11 protein-coding genes are annotated in these 15,009 nt (G+C 33.1%); 3 read left to right on the forward strand and 8 right to left on the reverse strand.

The annotated features are described in order from the left end of the window. Window positions 1–84 precede the first annotated feature (84 nt). On the forward strand, window positions 85–825 hold the full coding sequence (locus TD29_RS03065; protein WP_040278821.1) for an MlaE family ABC transporter permease: 741 nt from the start codon (window positions 85–87) through the stop codon (window positions 823–825). Continuing rightward, the gene (locus TD29_RS03070) at window positions 822–1,589 is read left to right on the forward strand and encodes an ABC transporter ATP-binding protein (RefSeq protein WP_040278822.1); all 768 of its coding nucleotides are present in this window, start codon (window positions 822–824) and stop codon (window positions 1,587–1,589) included. The genes TD29_RS03065 and TD29_RS03070 overlap by 4 nt, the downstream gene beginning before the upstream one ends. Here the strand turns inward: TD29_RS03070 and TD29_RS03075 are convergent. The 8 genes from TD29_RS03075 to TD29_RS03110 form a co-directional block, all read right to left on the reverse strand. Next, window positions 1,586–3,079 carry a DUF389 domain-containing protein gene (locus tag TD29_RS03075; RefSeq protein ID WP_052466956.1) on the reverse strand — a complete coding sequence of 498 codons (1,494 nt, stop codon included), beginning with the start codon at window positions 3,077–3,079 and terminating at the stop codon, window positions 1,586–1,588. The genes TD29_RS03070 and TD29_RS03075 overlap by 4 nt on opposite strands. Before the next feature lie 3 nt (window positions 3,080–3,082). Next, window positions 3,083–4,165, reverse strand: coding sequence for a mannose-1-phosphate guanylyltransferase (locus TD29_RS03080; RefSeq protein WP_040278824.1), 1,083 nt, complete (start codon window positions 4,163–4,165; stop codon window positions 3,083–3,085). Between the two features lie 23 nt (window positions 4,166–4,188). After that, window positions 4,189–4,797 (reverse strand): SprT-like domain-containing protein, encoded by a 609-nt coding sequence (locus TD29_RS03085; RefSeq protein WP_040278825.1) that lies wholly within the window; start codon window positions 4,795–4,797, stop codon window positions 4,189–4,191. A gap of 8 nt (window positions 4,798–4,805) precedes the next feature. Continuing rightward, window positions 4,806–8,888, reverse strand: a complete 4,083-nt coding sequence (locus TD29_RS03090) for an FG-GAP-like repeat-containing protein (RefSeq protein WP_084203377.1) — start codon at window positions 8,886–8,888, stop codon at window positions 4,806–4,808. A 180-nt stretch (window positions 8,889–9,068) separates the two neighbouring features. After that, complete coding sequence (locus tag TD29_RS03095) at window positions 9,069–9,599, reverse strand: RidA family protein (protein ID WP_040278826.1); 531 nt, start codon at window positions 9,597–9,599, stop codon at window positions 9,069–9,071. 280 nt (window positions 9,600–9,879) lie between these two features. Further along, the gene (locus tag TD29_RS03100) at window positions 9,880–10,626 is read right to left on the reverse strand and encodes a hypothetical protein (RefSeq protein ID WP_040278827.1); all 747 of its coding nucleotides are present in this window, start codon (window positions 10,624–10,626) and stop codon (window positions 9,880–9,882) included. Window positions 10,627–11,095: 469 nt separating this feature from the next. After that, a complete protein-coding gene (locus tag TD29_RS03105; RefSeq protein WP_040278828.1) occupies window positions 11,096–12,076 on the reverse strand; it encodes a PLP-dependent cysteine synthase family protein in 981 nt (326 codons plus the stop codon). Window positions 12,077–12,384: 308 nt separating this feature from the next. Further along, window positions 12,385–13,623: an ABC transporter permease gene (locus TD29_RS03110; RefSeq protein WP_040278830.1), complete on the reverse strand. Its 1,239-nt coding sequence runs from the start codon at window positions 13,621–13,623 to the stop codon at window positions 12,385–12,387. 9 nt (window positions 13,624–13,632) lie between these two features. Here TD29_RS03110 and TD29_RS03115 point away from each other — a divergent pair, with 9 nt between their 5' ends. Beyond that, window positions 13,633–14,907, forward strand: coding sequence for an exo-beta-N-acetylmuramidase NamZ family protein (locus tag TD29_RS03115; RefSeq protein WP_040278831.1), 1,275 nt, complete (start codon window positions 13,633–13,635; stop codon window positions 14,905–14,907). The last annotated feature ends 102 nt before the right edge of the window (window positions 14,908–15,009 follow it).

The raw sequence follows: 15,009 nt of genomic DNA on the forward strand, positions 1-15,009 counted from the left end.
ATACTGAATTTAGTTTATCATCTTTTTACTTTAACGTTAAATAAGTGTCTCTAATTTTTTACTTTTACCATAACAAATTTTACTATGTCATACCTTCATAATATTGGTGCTTATTTTATAATGATTGCCGAAATGTTTCCTAAACCTACCAAATGGTCTGTTATGCGTACGTTGATATTAAAAGATATTGACGATTTAATAATTGGATCTTTAGGTATCGTTGCATTTATATCGTTTTTTGTTGGAGGTGTTGTTACTATTCAAACGGCATTAAATATTGACAACCCATTAATCCCAAAGTATCTTATTGGTTTTGCTACAAGGCAATCTATAATTTTAGAATTTGCACCTACTTTTATTTCTATAATTATGGCTGGTAAAGTAGGTTCGTTTATAACATCTAGTATTGGTACCATGCGAGTTACAGAGCAAATTGATGCTTTAGAAGTTATGGGTATAAATGCTCTAAACTACCTTGTGTTTCCTAAATTTATTGCCTTGATGCTATATCCTTTTGTTATTTCTATTGCTATGTTTTTAGGAATTTTAGGCGGAATGGCTGCCGTTATATTTGGTGGTTTTGGGACTTTAGAGGATTTTATTACAGGTATTCAAATGGATTTTATTCCTTTTCATATCATTTACGCGTTTATTAAAACATTTGTATTTGCTTTTCTATTAGCAACAATACCTTCGTTTTATGGATTTTATATGAAAGGTGGAGCGCTTGAAGTTGGTAAAGCGAGTACAAAATCATTTGTTTGGACAAGTGTTGTTATTATACTTCTTAACTATATATTAACTCAACTCCTACTTAGCAAATGATAGAAGTCAAAGACATACATAAATCATTTGGTGATGCTCATATTTTAAAGGGTATAACCACAACTTTTGAAAAAGGAAAAACGAGTTTAGTTATAGGACAAAGTGGTTCTGGAAAAACGGTATTTCTTAAATGCCTTCTAGGTCTTTTTTCTCCTGAAAAAGGAGAAATCCTTTACGATGACAAACCTTACTCTAATCTCACAGATGACGAAAAACGTAACCTTAGAGCAGAAATAGGCATGGTATTTCAAGGGAGTGCACTTTTTGATTCCATGACCATATTAGAAAATGTGATGTTTCCTTTACGTATGTTTACTAAACAAAGTAAGAGCGAAATGGAAGAACGCGCAGATTTTGTTTTAAAACGTGTAAATCTAGAGAATGCGCATCATAAAATGCCAAGTGAAGCTTCTGGAGGAATGCAAAAACGTGTTGCTATTGCTAGAGCTATTGTAAATAAACCTAAGTATTTATTTTGTGATGAGCCCAACTCTGGTCTAGATCCTAAAACATCAATTGTAATTGATAATTTAATTCAAGAAATTACTGACGAGTACAACATCACAACTGTAATCAACTCGCATGACATGAACTCTGTTATGGAAATTGGTGAAAAAATTGTATTCTTAAAAGACGGACTCAAAGCATGGGAAGGCTCAAATAAAACCATCTTTAAAACCGATAATGAAGTGGTAACAGATTTTGTATACTCTTCAGAATTATTTAAAAAAGTACGTCAAATGTATTTAGAAGAAAAAGGTTAATTTCTTCTAATCATTACTGTATCTACTTTTAATTCATTTTTAAGCCAAACCTGTAAATCTCGCTCTTTAGCTAGAACTACACTATCGTCTAATGAAACTTTCCACCTCACATTTGCTATAGAAACGGTATCAATATTTATAAAATCCTTTGACTCTAACATTTTGGAATACCCAAAATACTCTAAATCACTAAATCTCAATTTGGTATCACGAGACAAATTAGTAAATGAAACTGTGTTAGATGTTGTGTTTTTTGATTCAATCTGCTTGTTTAAAAGAGTAATACTGCTTTTCAAATCTTCAACCTGTTCTTGTAGTCCAGTAATAATAAGATCTTTTTGATCTAGGTCTCGAATAGCTCTATCATAAGCATCAGAGATTTTATCAATACCTCTACTCTTATTACCTTTAATGTCTAATTCAAAGTCTTTTATTTTATCATATTTTTTTATTTCATTTTTCAAATCTGCAATAGTTGCGTCAGACACTTCACCATTAAAGTATAAGGAAATTGTATGCTCTTCCCAATGTGGAATTGCATCCTGAAACCAAAGCTCACGATTAGACTCAACCTCATCATTAATAAACGAATTATAATCATTTTCTAAGCCACTATCTTTAAGGACTTTTAAAAATGTAATTGTAGGATAAATCATTACAACAATGGCAACAAGAGCCGCAAATCTAGCTGTTCTTCTTCGCTTAGCCGAATTAGCGTATTTAAGCATAGGAAACCTTAATAGCTTTAACACTATAAAGGTTGCTAATGCAATGAAAATAGTATTTATGGTAAATAAATTCATGGCTCCTAAAAAGTAAGCCCAATTTCCAATTGCCAAGCCATAACCAGCTGTACAAAGTGGAGGCATTAATGCTGTTGCAATGGCAACACCAAATATTACAGAGGCGATTGTTCCTTTTTTGGTTCGGGCAATAATTAGCGCTAATCCACCAAAAAATGCAATCAATACATCTCTAATATCTGGACTAACACGTCCTAGGAGTTCTGATGTATCGTTACTTAAAGGAAAGAAATAGAAAAACAAAAATGCTGTTAACAAACTCAGCACAATCATTGTGATTAAGTTTATTAATGACCTCTTTAGGGTATCAATATCATTAATGGCAATGGATAAACCAACACCTAATATTGGTCCCATAAGCGGAGAAATTAACATGGCTCCAATAACAACTGCAGGAGAATCTGCGTTTAATCCAACCGAAGCCACCATTATAGAACAAACTAAAATCCAAGCGGTTGCACCTTTAAAAGGCACATCTCCTTTTATAGCTTGTATCGTCGCATCACGATCAGTATCGTCTCTAAAGTCTAAAAGTTCATTTAAAAAAGTGGTAATACTTTTCCATAAACCTTGAGCATCTTTTTTAACAGCCTCCTTTTTTTCTTCTACAGCATTCTCTTTATTCATCTCATTAGTAGACTGCTGATTTACTTTTTCAGAAAAATTGAATTTATTCTCTTCACTCATATTTTAACCATAATTCTCCCCAAATTTAGTTTTAACATTTTGGAGGACTTTTTTAATATCTTGTTCTTTTGCCTTTGGAAAGATAAGCAAAACTTCGTCTTTATCAACAATAATATAATCTTGTAATCCGTCTACAACAACAACTTTATCTGCTTGTGTTCTTATCATATTACCAGACGCATCTTCGGTAAGCGTTTTAGCATTTACTACAGCATTTCCTTCAGGATCTTTATCTAATTTATCATATAAACTTCCCCAAGTACCAAGATCGTTCCAATCAAATGTAGCAGGAATTACGAATACATTTTGAGATTGTTCCATGAGTGCATAATCTACAGAAATGTTTTCAGCCTTTCCATAATTATCTTTTATAAAATCGTCCTCAAATTCGGTATTATAGACGGCAATTCCAGATTCAAAAAGACTAAATAATTCAGGTTGATTTGTTTTAAAAGCCTTTACCACACTTTTTGCGCTCCACATAAAAATGCCAGCATTCCATAAAAAATTCCCTTGATCTATAAAGGTTTTAGCTGTTTCATAATCTGGTTTCTCTCTAAATTGATGAACCGGCTTAATATTGTCTTTAGAAGATTTATCATACTCAATATATCCATAACCTGTATTAGGAAACGTTGGTTGTATTCCTAATGTCATTAAAGCATCATTTTTTGAGCAATAATCAAAGGCTTGCTTCACATTAGCGGTAAAGGCATCTTCATCCTCAATCCAGTGATCACTAGGAGCCACAATCATTACCGCATCTTCATTTTCTTTTTGGATTTTTAAGGCAGCATATAAAATACAAGGTGCAGTATTTCGCATATCTGGTTCTAAAACCACTTGACGTTTAGTCACTTCTGGTAACTGTTGAAAAACCAAATCATTATAGCGCTCATTTGTTAAAATGAAAATGTTTTCTTTTGGGATAACATTTGCTAATCTATTAAACGTTTTTTGGATTAAAGTATCACCTGTTCCTAACATATCATGAAATTGCTTAGGAAAATCCTGCGTACTTACTGGCCAAAATCTAGACCCTACTCCACCTGCCATTAATATGGCGTAATTGTTTTTATTTTGCATAAGTTTAGTTTCTATTTAAGTTTTTAAACGTCGCCCAAGCTAAGTAAATCAACCTCTACATTAGCATTAAACAAATATATTTTGCCTGATTTAAGCTCAACACATTCATAGCGTGTTCTTCTTTTTTTGCCTTTTTCGAATACTCTTCCGTTGTATATTTTAAAAGCTTGACCCAAAGGTACTTCAAATATATAAGTTTTATTGTTGGGTTCGTCGAATTGCTTTAATGCGTAGGCGAGATTAACATCTGTATCGCTGGATGCTTTTGGGTTTTTAAAATGTTGTGCCAGTAATGGTAAAATTTCCGAAGGAAAAATATCTGGATTTATAAATGGCAACATGATATGCTGAAATGTGCGTTTCCATTCTAATCCGTGAGGTTTGATGGATCTTCCGTAGTTTTTATAAGCTTCAAAATGTGCAATTTCGTGAATCAATGTGATTAGAAACCTATAAGAATTTAAATTAGAATTTACGGTGATTTGGTGATTTCCGTTAGGCAAACGTCTATAATCTCCGTGTCTAGTTTTGCGTTCGCTTTTTATTTTGACGGTTAATTTATCATCATATAGTAGTTCTGTAATTTTTGGGATAGCCTTTTCAGGAATATACTCTAAAAGTGTGCTGTGCATATAAATAATTAACTCTTAATAATTAAAAGTTGTGATGTTGCATTAATATTTAAAAAATACAATCCTGCTGCGGTTGCATTAGGTAAGACGACTTTAGTTACACGACCAAACTCATTAAATTCTGTCTTGAGAATAGCAACTTGTCTGCCTCTAATATCAAAGATAGTAATATTGTCATCATGATTAGAATTTGTAATAAACACTTCTTTATTGATGACAGGATTAGGATATACAATTTGTTTATTAGTTTCGAAAGTTGTTACATTTCCGTAGAAATAAGGAACCGCAAACGCAAATGCATCGTTTCCTACTTTTTCTCCAATTAATCGTCCGGGAATATCATCGGCAGGTGGATGAATGCCTCCCCAAATACGAGACAAACTCGTTTGATCAGAAGCATCTCTATAAGTTGCCCATTGCAATTTCACATCTACAGAAGGACCTTGTTCAAACACTAAAAATTCATTTTTATTGGCGGTAAATTCACCTAAACCTCCCGGAAAAAAAGCACTTCCGGTTATTTTTGTTAATACTTCTGAAGCTGCTCTAGAGTATGTTGAGTGGCCAGAAACGTAACCTGCAAAAGGAGGTGTAACAAATGTTGGCCTTTGGTATGGCCACCAATTTTCGGCGAGAATCCAACCTACTCCTGCTTCATCAATAGATTCATCTTCAATATAATCTGGACCTCGCCAAGTGTATAATTTTATTTTCATGACGTTAACACCTTCGTCCCCAACTAAAGGATCGTTTTCGTCAACAATCTCAACGTAACCTTCAACTAAAGGTATTCCTGCAACATTATAATTACTTAGCGTTTCATTTGTACTTTGACCTAAAAGTGCCATATTTCTAATTGCTGAAATTGGCCTCACATAATCATACCATCCTTTAATACTCCATGCCGAGATTGCCGAATCATGCATTGCACCTCCCAAAATAAAGTAAGACTTTACATCCCATTCTAGATCATCGAGCAGTTCTCCTTCGCCTTCAAATTTCTTTTCTAATTGTGGATGCTCATTCACATAATTTAAAATTGTAAACCAGTGTCCTGGAGGCGTTTCAGAGTCTGGTCCATCTGCCCAAAACTCTGCCAACACTCGAGCATAATCACCTCTAGGTACAATTTGCGACTCATAAGCCTGACCAGTGATTGGATTTAAAGCATGACCTTCACCAATATCACCTCCTTCTATGATGTTATAAAAATTTGGGTAGTCATCGTAACTTGTTGGAAACTGTGTAATATCTGTATTTCCAATTGAAGATGGTGAAATATCCCATAGTACGTTATCACTAGGATCTAAATGCGATCCCCAAATAGAAACCATAGAAAACCCTAATTTATATGCATTGCTAGATGCATCAGTGTTAGTTAGATTTAAATATGGAGGATCACTAGGATCGTTATAAACCTTATATAAATCCCCTTCTCTACTATACGTTACTTGATCTTCTATAGTCATTGCAAATGGATGAACATTTCCCCATTCTGGACTTAAAAACTCAACAACTGAACCTTCTATTAAATTTCCACTTTGATCAATGTATGTATCCAAACTTAATGCTTGCCAACGGTTAGGATCGTTCATTAAGGTTGTGGTTACAATGGCTGGTGCTAATGGTTCATTAATTGTGCTGTAATACGCATTATTAAAAGACTCTAACTCTCTTGATCCATCTCCATTTCCGTAGTTAATCATCGTCTCTGCAACAAAATTTCCTAAAGCTGCTGCATTACCAAATTGGTATAATGTAGAGACTGTATTTGTGGTCTCATAACCTAATTGCTCCATGACTAAATCAAAGAGTTGTTGTGAGGCTTCGGCATTTGGAGAATTTTGAAAGCGGTAAGTGAGCAAACGGTACATGGCATAACTTATAGCTTTACGTCTAGAGTCTTCAATACTCTCTATTGGAGTAAATTCTAACATTTCCGTAGAAAAATTATTAACCGTATTACCAAGAAGGTAGGGATTTGCTTCGTCATCATAAATTGCCCAAATATCATACATGGCAACACTTGTATGAAATAAGTTTCGTGCATGAACGGTTGGTCTAGCAAAATCATTTCTAATGGCTTCGAGTAAGACTTCGTTCCATAATCTTGCGATAGACACATCATCTGGCAATTCGCTGGCACTTAATTGTACAGTATAGTTTTGAAATTGGCTATAACAATTACCATTATGTTCTCTTACACTTATGGTTCCTGTTTCATTTAAACCCCATTTTACAGATATTGTATTGGTATTTTGACCATTAATAATCTCTCCATCAGTGACAGACCAATTTGCTGTTGATCCAATTGCAATGGGATACGTGTATGTTTCTATTCTGAAAAAACCAGAACTCGACGCTCCTGAAATTTCATTAGCATCTAGATAGATACAAGATCCATCATCTATGGTTGCTTCTGGATTATAGGAACACGAAAACGGATCTAGGCATCCATAAATTTTCTGGCTTGGCAAAATGTTTAAAACTGAATAACCTTGACCTTCTATTGCTAAAATGGTTGTATTAACATCTAAATTTTCATGAATTTCAACAAGGCCAGATGGCCATTTAATTTCTAGATTATCAATTTGTATATCATCAGACAATCCAAAATGAACAGCTTGCAAGCTCTGCGATAAAAAGCCAACTCCTGTATAATGTCTCACATAACTACGTTCGCTTGTACGCAATGTTAATTTTGCACCAATAGCATCTCTATTAGATACAACACCTTGAAGGTTAACTTTAAACCAATGCAAGGTGCTTACTACGTCAAAATTGAGTAATTTATTTTCGTATAAAATAGATTGTTGATCTGAGTTGGAAATATAAACATCTAAATCACCATCATTATCATAATCCCAATCTATGGCTTCTACACTAACGGTAAGATCGTTAAAACTTAATGCCTGAGAAATATCGTCAAAGCCAGAGGAACCATCAGCATATAAATTTTTATAATACACATTATTTTGGGTGCTGATATCTTGAAATTCAAATCCGTTAACAATGATTAAATCTTCATCTGTATCGAGATCAAAATCTGCAAAACGTGTTCCCCAAGACCAACCGGTTTGAGTTAGATTATTAAGTGTATTTGAATTAAAAAAATGATTAGTACCATCATTTTCTAGAAGGTCATTCATTTCTATACCTGTAATAAAAAAGTCTAAATTTTCATCGAGATTAAAATCGCCCACAGCAATTCCCATGTCATCAATCATATTATCTAAACCATATAATTGCGCTTGATCAACAAATGAATTCCCATCTTGATTAACGAATAAGCTATTAGGTTGATTAAAATCGTTAGACACATATAAATCCATCCAGCCGTCATTATTAATATCAAATGGCACAGCCATAAAACTAGCATTGTTACCTGAATCTTGCATGTTTGTTACACTTGTAACATTAGTAAACGTTCCGTTTGTATTATTTAAATAAAGGGAGTTGGTATCACAAGCATTCCAATCGTTTACATAGAGATCTAAAAAACCATCATTATTATAATCAAACCAAGTTGCTCCTGTGTGTCTACACTCACTAAATTGAGTTAGTCCTGCACCTTCAGTAACTTCGGTAAAAGTACCATTTTGGTTAATAAAGAGTTGAAGTTTATTTGAATGTGTAAACACTAAATCGGGAAAACCATCATTATTATAATCTCCCCAAGACACACCATGTTTGAGACCTTTGAGTCCATAGAAATCATCAATTTCATCAATAACAGGATGTAAATTAGTTAAACCTACAAGTTCTGTTACATCGGTAAACGTGCCATTGTTATTATTTCTATAGAGTTTACTTTTGGTGCTCTCATCACTTTCTACATCTTGAGCCCAAGCTACAACGAATATATCTAAGTCGTTGTCATTATCAAAATCTGCAACGGCAACACCATTATTATTTTCTAAATTCCCTAATCCTGCAGCAACTTGTACTTGCTCAAATATTTGAGCTTTTACAGATGTAGTCATAGCTAAAATAATTAGCAATATCACACATCGTAAATGTTGGCATGGTACTCCTGATGTCACTTTGATTTTTTTATAATGATAAATATTAGACGTTGTTAATAAACGCATCTTTGCGATTATTACATCATACGAATTTTTACAAGCTTCATATCATGTTGTTGCGCAAGTACAGTTGTGTTATTAAGTAACTAATTTAACAAAAAAAAACGAATGAAATCTTTTGCAGGAAAGTTAGTAATTAAGTTAGAACTTGCAATAGATTATATACCTTGTTGTGCGTTCGTAAATTTATTCCGGTTTATGTACTTCAAGTTCAATTTCAACCATAAATTCTGGTAATGCTAACCCTTTAACTTCTAGCCAAGAGCCAGTTGGAAATTCGTTTTTATAAATTTCAGCACGATATGCTGATTTTTCCAGCATTTGTGCCATGTTAGTTGTAAAAATATCTTCTTTTATTACATCATCAAACGTGCAACCATAGTGTTTTAATATTTTTTCCAAATCGGCATAACAGTTTTTCATTTGCTGTTCGATATCTCCAATAGCCGTTGGATTTCCTGCATCATCCATACTTACTGCTCCAGAAATTTTAATATTATTTCCAATTTTCACAGCGTGGGAATATCCATATGCTTTTTCTAGCTCTGGTCGCAACAGAAAATATTCAGGCTGTTCGGATTCAACTAGTACTACTTTTGTTTCTTCTTTTGTTTCTTCCTTCGTTTCTTCTTTTTGCTTTTCCTCACAGCCGTGTAATCCAAAAAATAATACGCAAAGCGTTGCGAGTAAAGTCAATCGATTGATTATTGTTCTCATAATTTTTATTGTTTAGTTTGTTAAATGATTGGTTTTTTTGTGATCACATTTTTATAATGACGTTATTTTTTTCTTTATGACGCAGAACTTAGTGACTTCAAAACATTTATACTTAAATACATTGAAAACATAAACAGTGCACAACAAATTAAATTTAACATAAAGCTTAAATAACTGATAACTATATTATTATAAAAGTAAAAAAAAAAAAAAGAATCCCATTAAAGTATGGGATTCCTAAAAAAAATATAGAGGCTTTTATAACAAACTGTAATTACGTTTAATTTAATCCTGAAATACCATTTACAGAAAGTGTATTGATTGTGGTAGTACCAGATGCAACAAAATCGGCTGTTGCTGGTGTACCAGATTGATATGTGAATTGATATGATGTCAGTAATTTTCTACCATCCATATCAGTACCTCCTGCAACCCATACATAAATCCAAACCACATCTCCATTGTTGAGAGGCGCATTAGGAACTTTTTTAGCAATACTATTTAATGTCATTTTTTTACCACATCCTGCTGTTAATGTACCACTCCATAACCAATTATTCCAATCATTATAGTTATGTTTTGGTTGTATTTCTCCACCATCATACCACATGGCAGTAAATTGACAATTGGCAGCCAATTTATTTTTTAAACTTATTGCTGAAATTTCACCACCCATTAAATTAGCACGACGTGCAAAATCTAAACTTGGAGCAGTTTCATTTTTCAACTCAGTTGTAATTTCGGTGCTTGGAGTTATGGTTCCTGAAGGTGATTCTAATGCCTTTTGAGTTAATTCGTCATGTTGTTGTTTTCCTAATTCGGGAATACAGCTAAGTGCAGCATGAGCCCAAACAGGAGAAGCTTTCATCAATTGTGTAGTTACAACTTCAAGCCCAAGTTCATCTACAGCAGTATTAAAAATATCTTGAAAATCTTTTTTTTGGTCAGCGATTATTTCAGCTGTTTTGGTAGCGCCTAATTTTTTAGCTAACTCGATACCGCGAATTCGTTCTTTGTTATAATCCATTATTTCTAATCTTTTAATTTTTATCCCTACTCTATTCACTTCGGTTTTTCAGGATCCACCATTGTAAATAAACTGCTAGTAGCTACTCAATTAAATCATTAGTTTAATTACCATACAAAGATCCTATAAAACAGTAATATGTATTAAAGTAGATGTACCCAAATATTAAAAACAAGTATAATTACTTAGTCCAAGTGAATTTTAACGTATCTATTATAACTAGTTGATAATATGATATTTAAAACACAAGTAAAGTTGATTAAATTAAAAAAACATACATTTTTATCTTTAAATGAGATATAATATCTTCGGAAAATAAACTCACAAAAACACGTTAAAAGCAACATGTAAAGCAGCTAATTATTAAAGGTAATGACTGCAAATTTCTAAGTAATTTACTATACATATTGGCCAATAAAAAAGAGCAATCTTTTGAATTGCTCTTTATATACATTGTTATAATACGTTTTTATTCAATATAACCCATCTCGCGCATCCAATCATTATTATACATTTTTCCAACATAACGACTTCCATGATCATGAAACAACACGACAACAACATCATCTTTTGTAAAATGTTCTTTTAATTGCAATAGGCCTTTGATAGCAGCTCCTGCACTGTTACCTAAAAACATACCTTCTTCTAAGGCTAATTTTTGAGTGTATACTGCTGCGTCCTTATCGGTTACTTTAGTGAAACCATCAATGATAGAAAAATCTACATTTTCTGGTAATATATCTTCTCCAATACCTTCTGTAACGTAAGGGTAAATTTCTTTTTCGTCAAAAACACCTGTTTCATGGTATTTTTTAAAGACACTACCATACGTATCAATTCCCCAAACTTTCACATCAGGATTTTGTTCTTTTAGGTATTTACCAACACCAGAAATTGTTCCTCCAGTACCAACACCAACAACAAAATGAGTGACTTTTCCATCGGTTTGTTTCCAAATTTCTGGACCAGTACTTTCGTAATGTGCTTTGGCATTACTTGGGTTATCATATTGGTTAACGTACCATGAGTTTGGTGTTTCTTCTCCTAAACGTTTAGAAACTGAGTAGTACGATCTAGGATCTGTTGGTTCTACATCTGTAGGACAAACAACAACCTCAGCTCCATGTGCTCTTAAGACATCTGTTTTTTCTTTAGATTGCTTATCACTAATTACGAAAATACATTTGTAGCCTTTTACAATGGCTGCTAAAGCCAATCCCATACCTGTATTTCCAGAGGTTCCTTCAATGATGGTTCCACCTGGTTTTAATCGTCCGTCAGCCTCTGCATCCTCAATCATTTTTAAAGCCATACGGTCTTTTGTTGAGTTTCCTGGATTGAAGGTTTCATACTTTGACAATACCAAACATGGTAAGTCGGCAGTTAATTTATTAAGTTTTACTAAAGGTGTATTTCCAATAGTTTCAAGAATATTTTTAGCGTATTGCATCGTCCTAATTTTATGATGACAAAAATAAGTAAAACTAAAGTTTTGCAACTATTTTCTTCGGAAATCTTATACGTCAACATCCTTAGTAACCTTACTTAGAAAAACTTGGCTTACCGACTACACTTTGGGAAAATAGCAAAAGCCTTAGCTTTGAGTTAAGGATGGTAGTGACATCCTTTTTTGAGGTGAATGAGCTTGCGAAATGACACTAAAAAAAAGATATAACGGACAGCCTGACGTTTTATCACCAGAACGTGATAAAAGGTAACTCCCAACTCAACAAAACTTAAATCACCATTTTTTATAAATTACTCAAAGCGAATGGCCTTAACAGGAGATATTTTTGAGATAATAACCGATGGAATTAATAACATTAAAAAACAAGCAACAAATGTCCCTATGTTGAGTAAAATAATATAATCTAAACCAATATGCACAGGAATTATAGATACGTAATATTGCTCTGGGTCTGGAAACTTTAGTAGTTCAAATTGCTGCTGAGCAAATAATAAAGCCAAACCAATGCTATTTCCCCAAAGTAAACCCAAGCCAATTAAATAGGTTGCGTTGTACAAAAATACTTTTCTAATACTCCAATTGCTACTTCCTAATGCTTTTAAAATACCAATCATTTGGGTACGTTCTAAAATTAGAACGAGTAAGGCTGTGATCATATTAATTCCTGCTACGATAATCATGATGGCGATTATCCCATAGGTATTATTATCAAATATTTTAATCCATTCAAAGGTGGTATAAAACTTTTCTTCTATGGTTTGTGTGTCTAAGTGTGATGGTGTATTATCACGTATTTGTTGTTCTTTTTCTAATAGTTGGGTAAAATCTTTGAGATAGACTTCAAAGTTTCCTACTTCGGTTTTTTCCCATTTATTCATACGTTGAATATGACTTAAATCACCAATCATGAAGTTTTTATCAATATCTTGAAATCCGGAGTTGAAAATTCCAACCACGTTAAATTTCCGTTGAAAAGGAATATCATCAATACTCTCTTTTCCAAACATAGTTTCAAAAGTATCTCCAACTTTAAATTGTAATCTATTAGCTAAATAGCTCGAAATTACCACATCGTTACTGAGTTTCCCTTGGTAGGCTGGCAACACACCATCTACTAAAAAATCTTTGAGGTAAGACCAATCATAATCGGCACCAACACCTTTAAGTACAATGCCTTCAAAATCGGTTTCTGTTCTAATAATCCCAAATTTAGTAGCAACTCCTTGAATATGTTTAATATCTTCAACGGCATTAAATTGTGGATAAAATGCTTGATCTAGAGAAATTGGTACGATGGATTCGTTAGAATCGTTAGTGTCATAATTATTGATGGTGATATGACCATTAAATGCTACAACCTTTTCTCTCACTTTTTTTTGAAGTCCTAAACCTGTAGCAATAGCAATAAGCATAACAACAATACCAATAGCAATTGCAGCAATACCAATTTTTATTATTGGTGCCGAAACACTACTTTTATACGCTTTACTACCAATAATGCGTTTAGCTATAAAAAACTCGTAATTCAAAATTATTATATGCGTTTATCGAAGTTCAAAAATAGGGTTTTCCCGATAATTATTCTGTTTGTTTTGGTTCTCATTTCTTGTGGCTCAAAAACAAAGGATCATACTGCTCAAAATAATGACATCCTGAATTCTAAAAACACATTAGAGGAGGATCAATTTAATGATGATATTATAGTTGCTGCAAACCTAATTGACACGTATTTACCTTTATTAAAAGGAAAGCGTGTTGGTATTATTGCAAATCAAACTAGTGTTATTTTCTCGAGTAAAGAAGCTCAAGGCACTATTACTTTTACTCATATTGTAGATAGCTTATTACAAAGAGACGTTAACATCAAAAAAGTATTTGCGCCTGAGCATGGATTTAGAGGTCAAGCAGATGCAGGCGAAATCGTAAAAGATGGTATTGATACCAAAACCAATTTACCTATTGTATCACTCTACGGAAAAAACAAAAAACCATCTCTTAAACAATTAGCAGATTTAGATGTCGTGATTTTTGATATTCAAGATGTTGGAGCACGTTTTTACACGTATATTTCTAGTTTACATTATGTGATGGAAGCTTGTGCTGAGGCTAAAATCCCTGTTATTATATTAGATAGACCAAACCCAAATGGAAATTATATTGATGGCCCTATTTTAGAACTTGAGCATAAAAGTTTTGTTGGGATGCACCCAATACCTGTTGTTCATGGGATGACCATTGGTGAATATGCAAAAATGATAAATGGCGAAGGTTGGTTAGAAAATAAGATTACATGCGACCTTACGATTATTGAAATGCAAAATTACTCGCATGACAAAGCTTATAGTTTACCAATAAAACCGTCTCCTAATTTACCAAACGACAAATCTATAAACCTCTATCCTAGCCTTTGCTTTTTTGAAGGTACTAATGTTAATGCAGGTCGTGGCACCTCTAAGCAATTTCAAATTTATGGAAGTCCGTATTTAGATAAAACGGTGTATAACTTTAAATATATACCAATGCCAAATGAAGGTGCTAAATATCCAAAACATGATGGTGTGTTGTGTTATGGTGAGGATTTAAGCAAAGGTGAAAATCTTAATCAAATAGACTTGAGTTATTTGATTAACGCGTATCAAAACTCAATAGACAAAAAAGTATTTTTTAATGATTTCTTTTCTAAACTTGCTGGCACAAAAGCTTTGCGACTGCAGATTGAATCTGGTGTTTCTGAGAAAGAAATTCGTGAAACTTGGGCTGATGGATTAGAGAATTTTCGAAGTAAAAGGGATAAGTATTTACTTTATGAATAGATTCTATTTGAAGCGCAGAATCACAAATTAAATTTAAAGCTTGAAATTGATTTACCTTTTCAAAAAATAAAAAAAACAATTTACGGTTAATCAAACCGAAGT

This window comes from Psychroserpens damuponensis, from assembly GCF_000826655.1.
Taxonomy (GTDB): domain Bacteria; phylum Bacteroidota; class Bacteroidia; order Flavobacteriales; family Flavobacteriaceae; genus Psychroserpens; species Psychroserpens damuponensis.